The 19,032-nt window shown below is 70.2% G+C and carries 16 protein-coding genes; 3 read left to right on the forward strand and 13 right to left on the reverse strand.

What is annotated here, in order from left to right; genetic code table 11:
- Positions 1-120: 120 nt before the first annotated feature.
- Positions 121-621 (reverse strand): septum formation family protein, encoded by a 501-nt coding sequence (locus F8O04_RS12295; protein WP_158029690.1) that lies wholly within the window; start codon positions 619-621, stop codon positions 121-123.
- A 220-nt stretch (positions 622-841) separates the two neighbouring features.
- Between F8O04_RS12295 and F8O04_RS12300 the strand changes: the two genes are divergently transcribed.
- Both F8O04_RS12300 and F8O04_RS12305 read left to right on the forward strand, forming a co-directional pair.
- Positions 842-2,311 carry an NAD-dependent succinate-semialdehyde dehydrogenase gene (locus F8O04_RS12300; protein ID WP_158029691.1) on the forward strand — a complete coding sequence of 490 codons (1,470 nt, stop codon included), beginning with the start codon at positions 842-844 and terminating at the stop codon, positions 2,309-2,311.
- A 191-nt stretch (positions 2,312-2,502) separates the two neighbouring features.
- Positions 2,503-3,870 carry an aminomethyltransferase family protein gene (locus tag F8O04_RS12305; RefSeq protein ID WP_158029692.1) on the forward strand — a complete coding sequence of 456 codons (1,368 nt, stop codon included), beginning with the start codon at positions 2,503-2,505 and terminating at the stop codon, positions 3,868-3,870.
- 81 nt (positions 3,871-3,951) lie between these two features.
- Here the strand turns inward: F8O04_RS12305 and F8O04_RS12310 are convergent, their stop codons facing one another.
- From F8O04_RS12310 to F8O04_RS12350, 9 genes are all read right to left on the reverse strand, one after another.
- Positions 3,952-4,248: a hypothetical protein gene (locus F8O04_RS12310; RefSeq protein WP_158029693.1), complete on the reverse strand. Its 297-nt coding sequence runs from the start codon at positions 4,246-4,248 to the stop codon at positions 3,952-3,954.
- 232 nt (positions 4,249-4,480) lie between these two features.
- The gene (locus F8O04_RS12315) at positions 4,481-6,070 is read right to left on the reverse strand and encodes an OFA family MFS transporter (protein WP_225735049.1); all 1,590 of its coding nucleotides are present in this window, start codon (positions 6,068-6,070) and stop codon (positions 4,481-4,483) included.
- A 294-nt stretch (positions 6,071-6,364) separates the two neighbouring features.
- Positions 6,365-7,171 (reverse strand): ABC transporter ATP-binding protein, encoded by an 807-nt coding sequence (locus F8O04_RS12320; protein WP_158029694.1) that lies wholly within the window; start codon positions 7,169-7,171, stop codon positions 6,365-6,367.
- Complete coding sequence (locus tag F8O04_RS12325) at positions 7,168-8,031, reverse strand: ABC transporter permease (protein ID WP_158029695.1); 864 nt, start codon at positions 8,029-8,031, stop codon at positions 7,168-7,170. Before F8O04_RS12325 ends, F8O04_RS12320 begins: the two co-directional genes overlap by 4 nt.
- A 9-nt stretch (positions 8,032-8,040) precedes the next feature.
- Positions 8,041-8,889 (reverse strand): ABC transporter permease, encoded by an 849-nt coding sequence (locus tag F8O04_RS12330; protein ID WP_158029696.1) that lies wholly within the window; start codon positions 8,887-8,889, stop codon positions 8,041-8,043.
- Between the two features lie 118 nt (positions 8,890-9,007).
- Positions 9,008-10,009, reverse strand: coding sequence for an ABC transporter substrate-binding protein (locus F8O04_RS12335; protein WP_158029697.1), 1,002 nt, complete (start codon positions 10,007-10,009; stop codon positions 9,008-9,010).
- A 164-nt stretch (positions 10,010-10,173) separates the two neighbouring features.
- Positions 10,174-11,826, reverse strand: coding sequence for a thiamine pyrophosphate-binding protein (locus F8O04_RS12340; RefSeq protein ID WP_158029698.1), 1,653 nt, complete (start codon positions 11,824-11,826; stop codon positions 10,174-10,176).
- A 113-nt stretch (positions 11,827-11,939) separates the two neighbouring features.
- Positions 11,940-13,301 carry an alpha-hydroxy acid oxidase gene (locus tag F8O04_RS12345; RefSeq protein ID WP_188726436.1) on the reverse strand — a complete coding sequence of 454 codons (1,362 nt, stop codon included), beginning with the start codon at positions 13,299-13,301 and terminating at the stop codon, positions 11,940-11,942.
- 1 nt (position 13,302) lies between these two features.
- Positions 13,303-14,277, reverse strand: coding sequence for a ketopantoate reductase family protein (locus F8O04_RS12350; RefSeq protein ID WP_158029699.1), 975 nt, complete (start codon positions 14,275-14,277; stop codon positions 13,303-13,305).
- A 161-nt stretch (positions 14,278-14,438) separates the two neighbouring features.
- On the opposite strand from F8O04_RS12350, the gene F8O04_RS12355 reads away from it, so the two are divergent.
- Positions 14,439-15,698: an MFS transporter gene (locus F8O04_RS12355; protein WP_188726437.1), complete on the forward strand. Its 1,260-nt coding sequence runs from the start codon at positions 14,439-14,441 to the stop codon at positions 15,696-15,698.
- A gap of 57 nt (positions 15,699-15,755) precedes the next feature.
- On the opposite strand, the gene F8O04_RS12360 is transcribed toward F8O04_RS12355, so the two are convergent.
- The 3 genes from F8O04_RS12360 to F8O04_RS12370 all read right to left on the reverse strand — a co-directional run bounded on the left by F8O04_RS12360 (position 15,756) and on the right by F8O04_RS12370 (position 19,031).
- Complete coding sequence (locus F8O04_RS12360; protein ID WP_225735050.1) at positions 15,756-16,709, reverse strand: sigma-70 family RNA polymerase sigma factor; 954 nt, start codon at positions 16,707-16,709, stop codon at positions 15,756-15,758.
- Positions 16,706-18,022: an NAD(P)/FAD-dependent oxidoreductase gene (locus F8O04_RS12365; RefSeq protein WP_225735051.1), complete on the reverse strand. Its 1,317-nt coding sequence runs from the start codon at positions 18,020-18,022 to the stop codon at positions 16,706-16,708. The genes F8O04_RS12360 and F8O04_RS12365 overlap by 4 nt, the downstream gene beginning before the upstream one ends.
- 115 nt (positions 18,023-18,137) lie before the next feature.
- Positions 18,138-19,031 (reverse strand): aldose epimerase family protein, encoded by an 894-nt coding sequence (locus tag F8O04_RS12370; protein WP_158029701.1) that lies wholly within the window; start codon positions 19,029-19,031, stop codon positions 18,138-18,140.
- Between the last annotated feature and the right edge of the window lies 1 nt (position 19,032).

Genomic DNA, 19,032 nt, shown 5'->3' on the forward strand with positions numbered 1-19,032 from the left:
GCTGCGCTGCCCGCATTGTGGCGTGCAGCCGTGTGCGCATTCCGGTCGCTTCACCAGCGCCAAGAAGCGCGGCAGGGGCCCTCGCTCGACGCGAGGACCCCTGTCGTCGTATGCGGAGGGCTACTTGTTCGAGCCCGCGAGCGTGCCGGCGGTCGGCTCCTGGTCGTAGATGATGCACTGGATGAGGCGGTCGTCCTGCTGCTCCCACCCATCCTGCGTCGGCACGAAGTACGTCGCGTAGAGCTGCGAACTGCCGTAGTCGACGCCGACGAACTCGGTGAACGCGTCCCCTTCACAGAACTCCTTCGCCTGATCTTCGATGTCGCTCGGGAAGTCGCCCTCGGGCAGTTCGAGCTCGTCGAAGACCTCGTAGTCGTGCGGCTCGGCGCAGGGGATGAGCTCGACGTCGGACACCTCGGTGCCATCGGGCTCGTTGAGGCAGTCGCCGACCTGCACGGCGAAGACGCTGTCTTCGGCCGTCTCGGTGACCTGGCCGTCGTCGCCGCGGTCGGCGCCGCCGCCGCCGAGCACGCCGCCGAGCAGCGAGCAGCCGCTGAGCGCGAGCGTCAGGGCCAGGGTCGAGGCGCCGATGACGCCGGCACGCGCGATCTTCTTTGACATGAGAAGCCTTCCTTGAGGTGGTCTGGCGTGCGCGGGGCGGGTCGGCGGGCTGGCGCACCGGCGCGGTTCCCCCTCCGCGACGCGCTCAAGCCTAGGGGGAGTGGGGGGCTGTGCACGTGCACTACAAGGGGCACGTTCCATCGTGCGCAGGGATGGGAATCGGGGAATGCTGCCGGTGTAGCGTTGGTGAACCATCGAGTCACCACGAGGAGAGTTCCCTATGGCCAATCTCAACGAAGCAGAGCTCATCGCGAAGGTCCCCGGTCAGTTGTTCATCGGTGGCGAATGGGTCGATGGTGACGGCGAACCGTTCGCCGTGAACGACCCATCGAACGGCAACGAACTCACGCGGTTGGCGAACGCTTCGCCGGAGCAGGGCATGCGGGCTCTCGACGCGGCCGTCGCCGTGCAGGGCGAGTGGGCGGCGACCGCGCCCCGCGTGCGCGGCGACATCCTGCGCCGGGCGTGGGAGATCCTGCAGGAGCGCCGTGACGAGATGGCGCTCATCATGACCCTCGAGATGGGCAAGCCCCTCGCGGAGTCGAACGGTGAGGTCACCTACGGCGGCGAGTTCCTCCGGTGGTACAGCGAAGAGGCCGTTCGCGTGCACGGGCGCTACGGCTCCAACCCGGAAGGCACCGGCACGATGATCGTGTCGAAGCACCCGGTCGGCCCCTGCTTCCTCATCACGCCGTGGAACTTCCCGCTCGCAATGGCGACCCGCAAGATCGCGCCGGCGCTCGCGGCCGGCTGCACGGTCGTCATCAAGCCGGCGTCGCTCACGCCGCTCACGACCCTTTACATGGTGAAGATCCTCGAAGAGGCCGGCTTGCCGAAGGGGGTCGTCAACATCGTGACGACCCGCAACACGTCGGGCGTCTCGTCGCCGATCATCGCCGACCCGCGCCTGCGGAAGCTCTCCTTCACCGGCTCGACCGCGGTCGGGCAGAGCCTCATGAAGGAGGCGACGAAGAACGTGCTGCGCACCTCGATGGAGCTTGGCGGCAACGCGCCCTGCGTCGTCTTCGAAGACGCCGACCTCGATGTCGCCGTCGAGGGCGTGCTCGCGGCGAAGTTCCGCAACATCGGTCAGGCATGCACGGCGGCGAACCGCATCATCGTGCACCGAGACATCGCCGAGGAGTTCTCGCAGCGCCTCGCCGAGCGCGTCAACGCCATGAAGGTCGGCCGCGGTACCGAAGAGGGCGTTACGATCGGGCCGCTCGTCGAGGACAAGGCCGTCACGAAGGTCGTCGAGCTCGTCGGTGACGCCGTCGAGCGGGGCGCGACCGTCGTCACCGGCGGCAAGGCCGTCGACGGCCCCGGCTCGTTCTACGAGCCGACCGTGATCAACGGCATCGCCGAGGACTTCGACATCTTCAAGGAGGAGATCTTCGGACCGGTGCTGCCGATCATCACGTTCGCCGACGAGGACGAGGCCGTCCGCCTCGCCAACAACACGGAGTACGGCCTCATGTCGTACGTCTTCACGACCGACTTCAAGCGCGGCCAGCGCATGATCGACCGCATCGAGGCCGGCATGATGGGCCTCAACGTGGGCGTCGCCTCGAACGCGGCGGCCCCATTCGGCGGCGTGAAGATGTCGGGCCTCGGCAAGGAGGGCTCCTTCGAGGGCATCGAGGAGTACCTCTACACGAAGTACACGCTCACGCCGAACCCCTACAACTAGGCGCGGGCGCGAACGCACGCGGGGCCCGGATGCTCACTTCGAGCATCCGGGCCCCGCGTTTTCGTGGGGTGCGGCACGAGCATCGATTCCGTTCAATCGAATACCGGGCGACGCCGCTGCTGCCCCCTTCCTAGACTTCAGGCATGCCGCGGCATCACAGACGCTGCGCGGACAACGAGCAGGAGCGAACCATGACCGCAGAGACCCTCGCCCAGGCCATCGCCCGAGTCGGCAACCCCGTCGAGTTGCTGCGCAACCAGGACTGGCCCTCGATCACCTTCCCGATCCAGCCCGAGTTCACGAACTGGCGCGACGAGCAGCGCGCCTGGTCGGCGAGCGTGGCGATCATGGACCAGTCGCACCACATGACGCAGCTCTTCGTGTGGGGTGACGATCTCACGGCGCTGCTCGAGTCGATCTCGCCGAACACGTTCAAGAACTTCAAGCGGGGCCGCGCCAAGCAGCTCATCTCGGTGAACAAGGACGGTTTTCTCGTCGGCGACGGCATCCTCTTCTACAACGACGAGGGCGAAGAGGGGCGTGTGCTGATCGGCCACCACATCCTCATCGACTGGGTGCGCTTCAACATCGAGAAGGCCGAGGCCGCGGGCAAGGACGTGCACTCCCGCCTCGAGGCCAACTCGAACATGCGCGAGGGCGACCCGACGTTCTTCCGGTACGAGTTGCAGGGCCCGCACGCCGACACCGTCATGGAGCGCCTCATCGGCGGCCCCGTGCCCGAGGTGAAGTTCTTCCACATCGCTGAGTTCACCATCGCGGGCAAGCCCGTGCGGGCACTCCGCCACGGCATGGCCGGGCAACCCGGATTCGAGTTCTACGGCGCCTACGCGGACGGCCCCGCCGTGCGTGACGCGATGCTCGAGGCGGGCGCCGAGTTCGACATCCGCCTCGTGGGCGCCAAGGCGTACTCGTCGTCGCCGCTCGTGTCGGGCTGGGTGCCGACCCCCTTCCCGGCAATCTTCGACGAGGACTTCGCCGAGTACCGCGAATGGCTGCCGGCGGCGCGCGCGGGTTCGATCGCGGGCTCGCTCATCTCGACCGACGTGCACGACTACTACCTCACGCCCTATGACATCGGTCTCGGCCGGTCGGTGCGCTTCGACCACGACTTCCACGGCCGCGAGGCGCTCGAGCGCATCGCCGAGGCGCCCTCGCGCCGCAAGGCCACGCTGCTGTGGAACGCCGAGGACGTCGCCATGGTCGTGCGGTCGCAGGTCGAGGCGGGCACGCCCGCGAAGTTCCTCGACTTCCCCAAGGCGCGCTACGGCTTCTACCAGATGGACGACGTGCAGAAGGACGGTGCACGCGTCGGCATCTCGACCGACGCCGGGTACGTCGCCTACGACCAGCTCTACATGTCACTCGCGACCCTCGACAACGAGGTCGCCGAGGGTGACGAGGTCGAGGTCGTGTGGGGCGAGGACCCGATCTCGAACAAGCCGCAGGTCGACCGCAACCACCGTCAGGTGCGCATCCGCGCCACCGTCGCCCCGGCGCCGTACCACGACTACGCGCGCACGAAATACCGCGCGGACTAGTCGCCGCCCCCGACGGCGCGAGGGGCCCGGATGCTCTGCTCGAGCATCCGGGCCCCTCGCGTTTCGGGGTGTGCCCCGCCGCTACTCGATGTGCGCGCGCACCTCGCCGGCATCGTTGACCCAGCCCTTCGTGCGGGCGTAGTCGATCATGCCGTCGAACTTCTTCACCCACTCGTCGCCGCGGTCGCCACGGGCGCCGGCGCGCAACGCGTCGACGCTGAGCCACGCGTGTTCACCCTCAACCCGGCCGAGACCGGTCCGTTCGAGGGCATCGGCGACTTTCTGAGGGGGATGGCCCGCCGAGGCGAGCCCGAGGGCCTTCAGATCGTCGGCGTCGACGACCTCGACCTCGGCCGAATCGGTGATCCTGATCTGCATGGTGAGCTCCGTTCCGTGTACGTCTCTGCGCTGATGCTGCGGCAGGTCCGAGGCTAACCGACGTCGATCGCTGCCTGCCCAGCCGAAGGATCGCTGGATTCCGGCGGCGGGACGCCCCCGCGCGTTACGCGGCCTTCTTGAGCTGTGATTGCTCGAGGACCATGCGCGCGATGTCGCTGCGGAGGTGCACGAACTCCTCGAGCTCGCGCGTCGCCACCTGGTCGCCCCGCCGTTACTCGAACAGCTTCAGCGCGTTGATGAATGTCTGCACGACGCCGTAGGCGAGAGGGACGCCGACGATGATCCATGCGACGATCGGCGGCACCCGCGGCTTCGCGGCCGCACCGGTCGCGGTCGCGACACCCGACGCTCCCGCGCCCACGGCATCCGGGCCATCGCCGGACGCCCCGGAAATCGCCGACCCCGAGCCCACCCCGGTCGCCGCCCGCACGACCTCGGGATCGGCGTGGTGCTTCGACGCCACCGCCCGGATCAGCAGGTTGGCGATGAGTCCGACGACGAGGATGCCGACCATCAGGAGCAGTGCCGGCCGGTAGTCGCCGGCGTGCAGGGTGCCGGGCTCGCCGCGCGTGTCGAGCACGCCGTTCACGATGAGCGGTCCCGCGATGCCCGCCGCCGACCAGGCGGTGAGCAGGCGCCCGTGGATCGCGCCGACCTGGTAAGTGCCGAACAGGTCGCGCAGGTAGGCGGGCGCGGTCGCGAATCCGCCGCCGTAGAAACTGATGATCACGGCCGTCACCAGGATGAAGACGACCACCGTGGACGACCCCGTGAACGCGAGCAGCAGGTAGAGCCCGACGCCGCCGGCGAGGTACACGAGGTACATGTTCTTGCGACCGATGAAGTCGGAGACGCTCGACCAGACGAATCGCCCGCCCATGTTGCACAGGCTCAGCAGGCCGACGAAGCCGGCGGCCGCCGTCGCCGACACGGCGAACGGGCTGTCGCGGAAGAAGTCCTGGATCATCGGCGCCGCCTGCTCGAGGACGCCGATGCCCGCGGTCACGTTGCAGAACAGCGCCACCCACAGCAGCCAGAACTGCGGCGTGCGGAGAGCGCTGTTCGCCGACGTGTGCGACGTGGTCACGAGCGGCTTCGCCTTGAGTGCCGCCGGGTCGAAGCCCTTCGGAGCCCAGCCGGGCGCGGGCACGCGCACGATCCACGCACCGAACAGCATGACGACGAGGTAGATGGCGCCGAGCGTGAGGAAGAGCTTCATGACCGCGTCGCCCGTCGCGACCCCGTCGTTCGTCGCGAACGCCGGGTCGAACGCGCCGAGCAGCCACGACGACAGCGGGCTCGCGATCATCGCGCCGCCGCCGAAGCCCATGATCGCGAGTCCGGTCGCGAGGCCCGGCCGATCGGGGAACCACTTGATGAGCGTGGAGACCGGTGAGATGTAGCCGATGCCGAGACCGATGCCCCCGATGCCCCCGTAGCCGAGGTACACGAGCCAGAGCTGGCCGGTCGCGATGCCGAGCGCTCCCACGAAGAAGCCGACGGCCCAGCAGATCGCCGCGACGATCATGGCGCGGCGCGGGCCGAAGCGGTCGACCCAGGTGCCGAACACGGCGGCCGACAGCCCGAGCATGACGATGGCGATCGAGAAGATGACCCCGATTGCGGTCTGGCTGGCCTGGAAGTGGTCGATGAGCGAGCTCTTGTAGACGCTTGTGGCGTACGCCTGGCCGATGCAGAGGTGCACGGCGAGCGCGGCGGGCGGGATGAGCCACCGGTTGAATCCGGGGCCCGCGGTGATCGATTGCAGGGCGGTTGAGCGCTTCACGGTGGTGACGGACACGCGACTCCTTCGACGCAATGAGCGCCGACGCATCCTGCGCCGGCGCACTGACCTGACGCGATACGGGGTCGTGGTGCACGGCGCCCCTCGCGGTCGGATCAGACGCTAACAGCTTTTTGGTCGTTCGACCAAAGATCGATTCGTCGGCAGATTCGTCGGCAGAGCCGTCGGCAGCCAGCGGTAGGCCGCGAAACGCGATGGGGTCCGGATGCGCTGCTCGAGCATCCGTGCCCCATCGCGCAGACCTTGCGGTGCGGAGCGACGCAGCAACGCGGTCCGCGTCCCGCGGCCGCCCTACGCCGCCTTCTTCAGCTGCGACTGCTCCCGAATCATGCGCGCGATGTCGCTGCGCAGGTGCACGAACTGCTCAAGCTCGCGCGTCGAGACCTGATCGCGGGGCCGCGGCAGGTCGATGTCGATCTTGGCGACGATCGTCGACGGCGACTTCGAGAGCACGAGCACCTGGTCGGCGAGGTACACGCTCTCGTCGATGTCGTGCGTGACGAACAGGATCGTCATGCCGAACTGGTCTCGCACCCGCAGCATGAGGTCCTCGAGCTCGGCGCGCGTCTGCGCGTCGACGGAGGCGAACGGCTCGTCCATGAGCAGGATCTTCGGCCGGTAGGCGAGGGCCCGTGCGATCGCCACGCGCTGCTGCATTCCGCCCGACAACTGCCACGGGTACTTGCCGCCCGCACCATCGAGGCCGACGGCGTTCAGCACCTCGGCGATGCGTTCCTTGCGCTCCTCAGACGAGAGGGTGTTCTTGTCGAGCACGAACGAGATGTTGCCGCTCACCGTGCGCCACGGGAAGAGCGATCGGCTGTAGTCCTGGAACACGAGGGCGAGGTCGCGCGGCACGCCGGTGACGGGCGCGCCCTCAAGCGCGACCGTGCCCTGCGTGGGCCGCATGAGGCCCGAGATGCATCGCAGCATGGTGGTCTTGCCGCAGCCCGACGGGCCGACGATCGACACGAACGCGCCCTGGGGCACCGTGAAGTCGAGGTGGCCGACCGCGGTGAACGGGGTCGCGCCCCCGTACGTGTGGCCGAGGCCCTCGATCGTCAGGAGGTCGGTTGACGGCGTTTCGGTGGTGGTCATGACAGGCCTTCCCTAGAACCCTTGTGCCAGCGCGTGACCCGGTTCTCGACGAGCGCGAGGACGGTGTTGAGCACGTACCCGAGGATGCCGAGCACGAGGATGCCGGCCCACATGTCGAGGAAGTTGTACGTGCGCTGGGCATTGACGACGTTGTAGCCGAGCCCCGACGACGAGGTCATCTCGGCGACGACCATGACGATGAGGGCGATGGCGAGGCTGACGCGCAATCCGGCGAAGATCTTCGGCGCCGCGCTCGGCAGCATGATGCTGAAGAAGACCTTCATGCGGCCGAACTCGAACACGCTCGCCGTGTCGATGTGGAGCGATTCGACCGCCCGCACCCCGTCGATCGTGTTGAGCAGCACCGGCCACACGACGGCGAACGCGATGAGCGAGACCATCATCGTGTTGTCGATGCCGAGCAAAATGAAGAAGATCGGCAGCAACGCGGGAGGCGGAATCGCGCGGGCGAAGTGGACGAACGGCTCGACGAAGTAGCCGAAGGTCCGGTACCTGCCGATCAGCAGTCCGAAGAGGACGCCGAGGGCGGCGCCGAGCGCCCAGCCGGAGAACAGGCGCCCGAGGCTCGGAACGAGGTCGCTCCCCACGCGATCGGTGAGGAAGAGGCTCGACGCAGGCCCCGAGAACCACAGGTCGAAGAACCGGGTGACGATGGAGGAGAACGGCGGGAAGAAGGGCGAACCGAGCAGGCGCCCGGCGATCTCCCAGACGACCAGGAAGACGACCAGCACGAGCGCCGAGACGCCGAGCTTTCTGAGCCACCCGGGCAGGCCGGGCCGGTTCGATGGGCGCTGCTTGAGGCCGACGATGCTCGTCTTCGGATCACGATCGATTGTCATCACGACCTCCTAGTTGCCCGTCTGCCGGAGCGCCGGTTGCCAGGCGAGGAATCGCCGCTCGATGAGCGCCAGCAGCGCGTTGATCGCGAGGCCGAGGAGGCCCGAGATGATCGTGCCCGCGTAGACGAGGTCAGGCCGGTTGCCGGTCGAGCTCGCCTCGAGCAGCCAGCGCCCGAGCCCCTCAGAAGCCCCGCCGAAGAACTCGGCGCTGACCGCGACGATGAGCGCGACCGAGGCCGAAACGCGGATGCCCGTGAAGATGAACGGCAGGGCGCTCGGCAACGAGACATTCAGCATCGTCGAGAGTCGGCCGCGGCCGAAGCTCTGCGACGTGAGCTTGGCGACCGGGTCGACATCGTGCATCCCGTAGATGGTGTTGAACAGGATGGGCCAGGCGGCCGAATAAATGATGAGCCCCACCTTCATCTCGAGCCCGTTGCCAAGCATCACCATCGCGACGGGGATGAGCGCGACCGACGGGATCGGCCGCAGGAACTCGATGAGCGTGCGGCTGCCCGTGTAGGCGATGTCGGACGAACCGAGCAGGAGACCGAGGGCCACGCTCGCGATGGTGCAGATCGCCAGTCCGATGGCCCATGCCTGCAGCGTGGAGAGCACGGCGAACAGGAACTGCGGGTCGACGAGGAGGCTGAGTGTCGTGCCGAGCACGACGGAAGTGGGCGGCAGGAAGAACTCGCTGACGATACCGCTGCGCGACACGATCTCGGCGACGAGGAAGAGTACGACGACGCCGATGGCGCCGAACAGGATGGACTTCGTGCGTTCGGAGAGGCCGGTGCGGCGCTGTGTCGGCTGCGTTGGCGCCGGGGCCTGGGCGGATGCTGGAGGTGCGGTCATGACGCCTTCTTGCGAGGTGCGGTTGGCGGTGCTCAGGTGGTCCGCGGGCGAATGAGCGCCGGCCGGGGCGGGGAGTCGCGGCTCCCGCGATCCGGCCGGCGCCCAGGTGGTCGCCGGCCTACTCGCTCGGCGGTGTCCAGGCGTACTGCGCGAGGTCGTCGAGCGGCTCGGTGATCAGGCCGTACTGGATCATCAGATCCATCGTGATCTGCGCGGCGTCGAGGTTCGGCGTGCCGTCTTCGACGAAGCTCGGATGCACGATCTGCTCGGCGAGCTCGGGCGTGAGCGTCGTGAAGGTCGGCAGGATGTCGACGACGACCTGCGGGTCTTCGATCGCGAGCTCGGTCGCGCGATCCATCGCCCGCTTGAACGCGGCGACGACGGCGGGGTTGTCGTTCGCGTAGCTCTCCGAAGTCGTCCAGTTGATGAGCGGCAGGGTGCGCTGCACGTCGTTGCACGTCGACGCGTAGAAGAGTGGCTCGAGGCCCTGGTCGGAGCCGATCGTGATGAACGGCTCCGGCACGAAGCCGGCCGCGATGCGGCCCTGGCTGACGGCCGCGGCTGCGTCGGGGAACGCGACCTCGACGAGCTCGTAGTCGCCGGGCTCGAGACCTTCGGTGGCGAGGCAGTCGCGGATCTGCAGCTCGGTCGCCGACCCGAGGGTGTTGACCGAGAGGGTCTCGCCGCGGAGGTCCTCCACCTCTTCGATCGGGCCGTCGGCCTGCACGATGAGGCCGTTGATGCCCTCCTTGTTCGAGTCGGTGCCCTCGCGCACGACCTGGATGTCGAAACCCTGCGAGTTGGCCAGCAGCACGTTCGTCCAGGTCGCCGAGCTGAAGTCGAGGTCGCCCGAGTACAACTGCGTCATGCCGACGGCGCCACCCGCGATGATCTCGATGGTGACGTCGAGACCCTCCTCCTCGAAGTAGCCCTCCTGCTCGGCGATGTAGAGCGGCGCGTAGTCACCGGCGGGGAGGGTGCCCACCGTGATCGCGACAGGGTTGGCGGGATCGAGCGTCTGATCGGCGCCGCCACCCCCTCCGCCGGAACAACCGGCGACGAGTCCTGCGAGGGCCACTGCGGCCGCGGCGGTCGCGAGGCGCTTCCTGGTGAACGACATGATGTCCCCAAACTCTGCATTGAGATGGTGTCGGCGCCACTTCGTCGAGGCACCGTGGTGCGAGCGTAACCGTGCGGCCGCGCTCGGGATATCAGGCTACCTGAATTTGGGGTGGGCGGAAGCCCGTGACGACATCGTGACCGGAATACCCGATACGTCCGGCCTCAGTGGCCGCGCGCCATCATCCAGGACTTGGCGCCCGTGATCTTCGCGTCGAGCACGATCGGACGGTCGCGCGGGCCGGCGAGCCACGCGTGCAACGGGCCGAGATCGTCAAGGCTGCGCACGGTCGCGCCCTCGCATCCGTATCCGCGCGCGATGGCGGCGATGTCGGTGTCGGGAAAGCGCACGATGCCGTGCCGGTCGGTTTGGTCTGCGAAGAGGTGCACCTCGGCGCCGTACGCGGCGTCATTGAACACGACGATCACCATGCCGAGCCCGAGCCGCACGGCGGTTTCGAGTTCGACGCCGGTCATGAGGAGCGACCCGTCGCCCGTGCCGAGCACCGGCAGTCGGTCCGGCTGCGCGATCGCCGCGCCGATCGCGCTTGCGAGCCCGAGGCCGATCGATTGGAACGCGAACGGCAGGCAATAGCCGTGCTCGTCCGGCACGCGCAGGTGCGCGCCCGCGAAGCAGTTGACGTTGCCGCCGTCGGTCGCCACGACCCGTTCGAGCGGCAGCAGGCGGTCGACCTCGTTGATGAGCTCGACCGGGTCGATGAAGCCGACAGTCCGCTCGGGGGTGTGGGGCTGCTCGCTCCAGTACCTCGCGGCGCGTACGCGCTTTCCGGTTTCGGCGGTGCGGTAGCGCGGATGCTCGGAGGTCGCGAAGGCGCCGCGGTCGCGCAGCCCGCTCGTCATGGCCTCGGCGACCGCGGCAGCGTCGCCGAGCACCGCGAGGTCGACGGGGCGGTGCAGGCCGAATGCCTCGGGGCGATCATCGACTTGCACGACGGTTGCCCGCGAGACGAGATCGCCACCACGGGTGGTCCAGGTGGTGAGCGCGGCGCCGAAGACCACGATGACGTCGGCGTCGCGGATGAGGTCGGCCGCCGGCTCGGTCGAGAATCCGCCCATGATGTCGAGCGCCCAGTCGTCGTCCACGAACAGGCCGCGCGCCGTGGCCGACGTCGTGAGCAGCGCACCTGCGGCCTCGGCGAGGGCGCGCAGCTGGGGGCCGGCCGCACGGCCACCGCGGCCGGCGACGATGAGCGGTCGCTGCGCGCCCGCCAGCAGTTCCACGGCAGCCTCGACCGACTCCGGCGCGAGCCGGGGACGGGGCGCCGCCTCGGGAATGGCGACCTCGTCGGCGGGAGCCGTGAGCTCCTGCACGTCGACGGGCAGCGACAGCACGACGGTCGCGCGCTCGTGGAGCGCCACGCGGTAGGCGCGCGCCGTCGTCCGCACGGCATCCTCGGCACGGTCGACCCGCATCGGGATCGCGCCGAGCGCCGCGGCTGACGCGTCCTGGTCGATGTCGAAGTTCGAGATCCGGTCGCCGATCGCGGTGTCGCCCGTGAGCACCACCATGGGCGTGTGGCTCTTGGCCGCCTCGGCGATGCCGGTGAGCGCGTTCGTCAGGCCGCACCCCTGGTGCAGGCTGAGCACCGAGACGGTGTCGCTCATCCGCGCGTAGGCGTCGGCCATGCACGCGGCGCCCATCTCGTGCCGGGCGGCGGTGAACGGGACGCCGTTCTCGACGAGCGCGTTCGTGACGGTGAAATTCCCGCTGCCCACCACGCCGAAGGCGTGTTGCACGCCGAGCGTGGCGAGCGTGCGGCCGATGGCATCGGCGACGGTAGTGCGGGGCGTGGACATGTGGCCTCCTGTGGCGGTGGTCTGCGGTGACGCGGTCTGGGTCGGCGTGGTCGGCGTCGACGGCGGGCGGGACGCGGCGACGATGCCGCGGGTGTGTTTGGTTGTGGGACGGGTCAGTTCGCGATCATGCCGGGCTCGAGCTCGGCGACGCGGGCGGCGCCGAGCAGGGCCATCGTGCGAGTCAGGCCGGATGTCAGGAGCTCGGCGGCGCGATCGACGCCCGCCTGTCCTCCCGCCATGAGCCCGTACATTGCGGGGCGTCCGACGAGCACGGCGTCGGCGCCCAGCGCGAGCGCGGCCGCGACGTGGGCGCCACTGCGGATGCCCCCGTCGACGAGCACGAGGGTGTCGTCGCCGGCTGCCTCGCGCACGCGCGGCAACGCATGGGCGGTCGCCACGGCCTGCTCGAGCTGGCGACCCCCGTGATTCGACACGACGAGGCCGTCGACGCCGGCGTCGACGAGCCGGCGGGCGTCGCGGGAGTCGAGCACGCCCTTGACGAGCAGCGGACCGGGCCAGACCTCGCGCAGCCACTCGAGTTCGGCGAAGGTCGCGGAAGGGTCGAGGGTGCGGTCGGTCTGGGTCACGAAGTCGCCTCCGCCCGTCTCGGTCAGGGCGTAGCGGATGGGCTCGTGCGTCAGGGTGCGCCACGCCCACGCCGGCTTCGCCGCGACGCGGAGCGCGGAGCGCAGCGGCATGCTCGGCGGGAAACCGAGGCCGTTGCGCACGTCCCGGAGCCGGTTTCCGGCGACGGGCACGTCGAGCGTGAGCATGAGGGCGCGGAACCCCGCGTCGGCGGCGCGTCGCACGACCGCCCGCGAGGCGTCGCGGTCACGCCACAGGTAGAGCTGCATCCAGCGGTCGGCCTCGGGAACCTGGCGCGCGAGCTGTTCCGGCGAGACCGACGCCATCGTCGACAGCACGGTGGGCAGGCCGTACCGGGCGGCGGCGCGCGCGAGCCCGATCTCGCCGAGCGGATGCGCGGCTCGTGCGAGCCCGATCGGCGCGAAGACGATGGGTGCGGCGACGCGGCGGCCGAGCAGCGTCGTCGACGTATCGATCGTCGAGACGTCGCGCAGGACTCGGGGCACCAGCTGCAGCGCGTCGAAGGCGGCGCGGTTGCGGTGCACGGCGCCCTCGTCGCCGGCGCCTCCGTCGACGAAGTCGAAGATCGGGCGCGGTGTGGCCGCGCGTGCCCGCGCGCGGAGGTCGTCGATGTCGTGCGCCCGCGCCATCCGCTCGGCGGGCGTGCGCCCGACCCGCTCGAACCGGACCATCGAGAGCGCCTCGCGCACCGACGGCACGCGGCGGCGGCCGAGTTGCGAGCGGTCGACCTGCAGCGCGGACGACGCGTCCTCCGGGGCGGCGGCCGGGCCGCTCAGCGACGGCGGGGTGTCGTGCCCGCCACCCGCTTCGGTGCCTGGGGCATCGGCTGACGCCGGTGCCCCGGTACCTGCGGCATCCATCGTCGTCATGTCAGGTCCGCGGCGTTTCGACGAGGCGCACGAGGTTCGCAAGCGTGCGCGTGACGGGTACGTCGACGCCGACTGCCTCGGCGCGCTCGATGACCGCGCCGGCGATCGCCTCGATCTCGGTCGGGCGGCCCGCCGCCACGTCCTGCAGCATCGAGGGCTCGTGGTGGCGGTGCTGAACGAGCGCGTCGATGACGGTGACGTGGATGCGCGGGGCGTCGACGGCGATGCCGGTCGCCATGGCCGTGGCGGCCACCTCATCGACGATTGCGGCGGCGATCGCCCGCCCCGGCTCGTTGTCCATCCCGCCGTTGGTGCGGCCGGTGACGGCGGCGATCGTGTTGAGCGCGGCGTTGAAGGCGACCTTCTCCCACACGGCGACGTCGACGTCGGCGGTCGTGGCGAGCTCGGCGTCGAAGCCGGCGCCCGAGAGCAGCGCCACCGCCGATGCGGCGGCATCGTCGCTCACCGGCGACGCCTGGAACGGGCCGAGAACGACGTGCGCCGAGCCGTGGGTGCGCACCTCGGTGACGCCGGCGAGGTCCGCAGGCAGGGCTGCCATGCCCTTGAGAATCTGCGTCGGCGGGAAGGCGGTCGCGATCGACTCGGCGTTGCCGAGCCCGTTCTGCAGCGTGAGCACGGTCGTGCCGCATGCCGCGAGGTGCGCGATCGATGCCGCGGCGGCGCGCGTGTGCATGCTCTTCGTGAAGACGATGGCGAGCTGCACGCCGGGTCCCAGCTGGTCCGCCGAGGCCGTTCCGACCGCGACTGTGCGCGTCCCGGCGTCATCGGTGAGGGCGATGCCGTGCCCGGCGATCGCGTCGAGGCGCCGGCGGTCGATGTCGACGAGGGTGACGCCGATGCCCTGCTCGGCGATGCGTGCCGCGAAGAGGGTGCCCATGGCGCCCGCGCCGATGACGGCGATGTGTTGCGGCAGGGCTGCCGCGGGGTTGCGGTCGGCCGTCTTCTTTTTCGTCATCCCATCCTCGGTCGCCCAGGCACTGTGCTTCGTCATAGGTCGTGCACTCGGAGCGTACGGTCGACCGGTTGGTCAGTCCAATCCGTTTTCGGCATCCGGATGACTCGCGGGATGGCGCATCGGTGCGTCGACGAACGGCGCCCAGTCCTATGCTGGCCGTCGTGCCGCCGACCAACCGCCCTACCTGGCCCGTCCTCGCGCTCGTGACCGCGGGCATGGGCGCCGGGCCGCTGCTGAACTTCGGCCTCGCGAGCACGAGCTCCCTCGTGATCGCGACGTTCGGGCTGACCACGGCGCAGTTCGGGCTCATTCTCACGGTCGTGTTCGCCTCGGCTGCAGTTGTCAGCCTCGCTCTCGGCTGGCTCGCCGACCGTCTTGCGCCGCCCGCCCAGTGGGGCATCCTCTTCGGTGGCGCCGCAATCGCGCTCGGGCTCGCGGGGCTCGCGCCGACCTACGGGTTCCTGCTCGCGACGGCCGTGTTCTCCGGGGTCTCGCAGGCGATGTCCAACCCGACCACGAATCGGGCCGTGACGGCGCTCGCTCCGCCGGCGAAACGCATCGGCTGGATCGGCGTGAAGCAGTCCGGGGTGCAGGTTGGCCAGCTGTTCGCGGGGCTGGCCTTCCCCGGCCTCGCTCTCTGGCTGGGCTGGACCGGCGCCGCCCTCGCGGTCTCGGCGCTCTGCATCGCCATGCTGGTCGCCGCGCTCACGGTGATTCCCGACTGGACGAAGGGGACATCCGGCGTGACCGAGACGTCCCCGACACCGACGGCCAACGACGTCCCGGGAACGGAACCGGCGACATCGACCGTCGCCCCATCGCCCCGTATGGTGTGGCTCATCGTCGGGATGCTCGCGGCCCTGTCGTTCCTGTCGGCGTTCGGCCTCATGTCGACGAACAGCTACCTGTCGCTGTTCGCCGTGCAGCAGTTCGACTATCCGCTCGTACTCGGGGGGCTGCTCGTCGCGATGGGCGGGCTGATCGGCGTCGCGAGCCGCATCTGGTGGGCGCAGGCGCTTGTGCGGGGCGCCGGTGCGGGTCCCCTGCTCGTCATCATGTCGCTTGGTTCCATCGCCGCGGCAGTCTGCTTCACCGTCAGCGCGCTCGCGCACGTCGACGCGCTCATCTGGCTCGGGGTCGCGCTGCACGGCATCTCCGTGCTGGGCGCGAACGTCGTCATCAACGCGTCGGTCATCAAGGTCGCGGGCCGGCGTCGCCTCGGCCTCGCGACGGGCGTCACATCCACGGGACTCTACGCGGGCTTCGCGACGGGGCCGGTCCTGGCCGGTGCGGTCATCGATTCGGATGTGGGGTTCACCGGCGGCTGGGCCGTCATCGGCGCCGCCTACGTCGTGTGCCTTGGCGTCGCTCTCGTCTTCTCTCGAATGACGCGGCACCTGCGTCCGCCCCGCCGCCGCTGAGTCTCGTGGCGCGCTGCTGCGGGGCGTGGCGCCGCTGCGGGGTGTGGCCCCGCGAGGCTACCTCGCGATCGCGACCGGCTTCTCGAGCCGGCCGAGCTTCTCGGGATTGCGCATGATTCGAACCGTTCGGATGCCCCCGTCCCCGGTTTCGAGGAACAGCACGAGAGAGACCGCCCCGTCCTCGCGCACGAGGAGCGCGTGCTCGCCGTTGACAGGCACCAGGTCGATCGAGATGTCCGGATGCTGCGTCGCCAGTCCCAGCAGGAAACGGGCGATGTTCTCGGCGCCGAGTACGGGACGACGCGCCGACGAGACCTTGCCGCCGCCGTCGCTCACGAGCACGCTGTCGCCCGTCAACAGCGCGGTCGTCGCTGCCAGGTCTCCCGCCCGGATCGCGCTCGTGAACGCGTGCCAGACCTCCGGCGTCGCACCCGCGCGGCGGTGGGGGCGCCCCTCCCGGAGGCGGTCGCGGGCGCGATGGGCGAGCTGGCGCACCGACGCCTCGCTCCGCTCGAGCGCCTCACCTGCCTCGGCCGCGGTGCTACCGAAGACCTCCGTGAGGACGAACGCCGCCCGCTCCTCGGGCGACAGCGTTTCGAGCACCGCGAGCGTCGCTTGCGACACCGACTCGGCGAGCACGACATCGTCGAGCACGTCGGGAGACACCGCGATCGGCTCTGGAAGCCACGGCCCCACATAGTCCTCGCGCCGTCGCGCCTGCGCCCGCATCGCGTTGAGCGCCACGCGCGTCGCGATGCGGCACAGGAGCGCGCGCTCGTGCTCGACGGGACCCGTCACCCGCTGACGCCGTAGCCACGTCTCCTGCACGACATCGTCCGCATCCGCCGCCGAGCCGAGCAGTTCGTAGACGAGGGTGAAGAGCACCGACCGGTGCCGTTCGAATTCGCGAGCGGCGGCATCCGCGCCCGAAGGGACGATCGCGCCCGACGTCTCACGCGCCCCCGCCCCATTGCCCGCGTCGTTGTGCGCGCGGGAGGTTCCGTCGTTCACGCCGGCCCCGGTGTGCCGCGATACCAGCCGCTTCGGGCCGCCTCGCCCCGCAGCCAGAATGTCGTGCGATTCATGATCTGATCCTTCACGAGGCGCCCTGTGCGTCCACCGACGATCAGCCCGATCGAGCGGTCGTCCGCTCGCGCGACGTCGAGCAGACCGTACTCGCGCCCGAGCGAGAGACAGCGGCCGAGGAACCCGACGCGGACATCCCGCGCGACCCCGCCCTCCTGCTCGGCGATCACCGTGCTCGCCGCGCCGGCTCCGAGCGGCAGGGCCGCCGCGCAGCTCGCACGCACGTGCGAGGCGGGGCTGGATGCGCAGTCGCCGGCGGCGAGGATGCGCGGGTCATCGGGCGATCGGAGTGCAGCATCCACGACGATACGACCGTCGCCGGCCATCGCGACGGGCGGTTCGATCGGCACGGTGACCGGCCGGAATCCGCCTGCCCAGATCATCAGCGCGCCGGGGGCCGGACCGGCGCCCGGGGTGCTCGTCGCACGGTCGACCAGGTGGACGCCGAGTCTGGTGAGCCGCGCACGTGCGTGCTGTCGGGCCCGGGCCCCGAGGGTGCCGCCCACGATGCGGGTGTCGATGAGCTCGACGCTGCGGCCGGCGCGGGGCACGCCGAGGCGGGCGGAGGACGGTTTCCGCGGCGCGCTCGCGAGCTCCGCGGCCACTTCAATGCCCGTGAGCCCGCCACCGATGACCCGGATGCTCGGGGTGTCCGACGTGTCCGTCGCCTCGAGGGCCTGCCGCAGCGGCGCGAGATGTTCGCGTGTCGAGAGGGGCAGCGTTCCCGCGGGCCCGGCGGCGGAGCTGCCGGTCGCGATGACGACGCGATCGAACGGCAGCGTCCGGTCGTCGTCGAGACGCACGACGGCCGCGTCCCGGTCGACCAGCGTTGCGCGCCCGACGACGAGCTCGACGTGCTCGTTGAGGAGCTCATGCAGCGGGATCGACGCGTCGCCGCCCGCCGTGAGGGCCTCGTGCAGGCGAATGCGCTCGGTGAACACGTCGACGGGGTTCACGAGCGCGACGCGAATCGGCGCGGCGGATCGGGTCCGGTGCCCCGCGAGCCGGTTCGCCGCCATGACGCCGGCATAGCCGGCGCCGATGACGACCACGCGCAGTGTCTCGGCCGCGCGGGGAGTCCGGGCCGATGCCGTCGTGGCCGCCTGGGGCGGGATCGCGCGCGGGGGGTGCGGTACCTGCACTCGCTGCGTTGACCGGGGACGGGGGCCGGTCGCCGGGGTGTCGTGGTCAGTCGCCGGAAGCCGGTGGAGTCGGTCATCGTTCGTTCGCATGCTCATGAGTCACCGCTCGGGCCCGAAACGTGACAGCCAGCGCCGCCGGCGCGCATCCCGGGCGTGTCACAGCCGCGTCGATGGTGCGCGGTCACGCGTCCGCGCCTCGAGCAGCCGGTCGTCACCCCGGCCCGTGCGCGACAACGGTCGTCGCGAGGCAATGCGACTGGTCGGGGGCGAGCGTGACGGCGCGGTCGCCGGCGATCGCCGCCTCGACGCAGACGAATGCGCGCCATTCGCCCTCGCCCACGTCGGCGGGCGCCGACGGTCCCGGATTCCACACGACCGCCTTCGTGGCCCCGTATCGTTCGACGATGAGCCGACGCGACCACTCGGTGTCGTTGATCTCCACGACCGACGCCGCGTCGTCGTAGACGCGGTCGACCAGTTCGCCGAACTCGAGGGGCGCTCCGGGGCCGACATCGGCATCGGCGGCCTTGTCGAAGAACGCGGCGTTCTCGAGCCCGCGCACGGTGATGCCTTGCACGTCACTCACGGCGAGGTAGGTGTGCAGGGCGGCCTCGACAAGCGCGGCGTCGCGTCCCGTGTTCGTGATCGTGAGCGCCACCTCGAGCGACCGATCGCTGCGCTTCGTCGTGTACTCGAGCTCGAGCAGCGCGGGGGCGCCCGACGCGTCGACGTCGATGGTGAGGGCGTGGTGCGTGCCGCCGGCCGTCTCGGCCTCGCGGAGCCACATGGCCGTGCGGGCCGGTCCGTGGCTCGGGGTTCGTGCGCCGTCGGGGCCTGACGCGAACCAGGGCGCGCAGATGGGAATGCCGCCGCGCCACGCCGTGCCGGGCCCGATCCTCGCGAGGCTCGACGAGTAGAGCACCGGATGCCGTGCGTCCCCGGGTCGCCAGTGGGTGACGTGCGCGCCGCGGTCGAACATGCGGAATCCCGGGGCCGAGAGATGTGGCTCGGTGGTGCCGACCGGGATGCGGCCGGTCGCTGGGTCGGGGGCCAGGTTCGCGCCGGATGCCGTGGGCTGGTCGGATGCGTCGGGCGACGGTGCCATG

The organism is Pseudoclavibacter endophyticus, from assembly GCF_008831085.1.
Taxonomy (GTDB): domain Bacteria; phylum Actinomycetota; class Actinomycetes; order Actinomycetales; family Microbacteriaceae; genus Pseudoclavibacter; species Pseudoclavibacter endophyticus.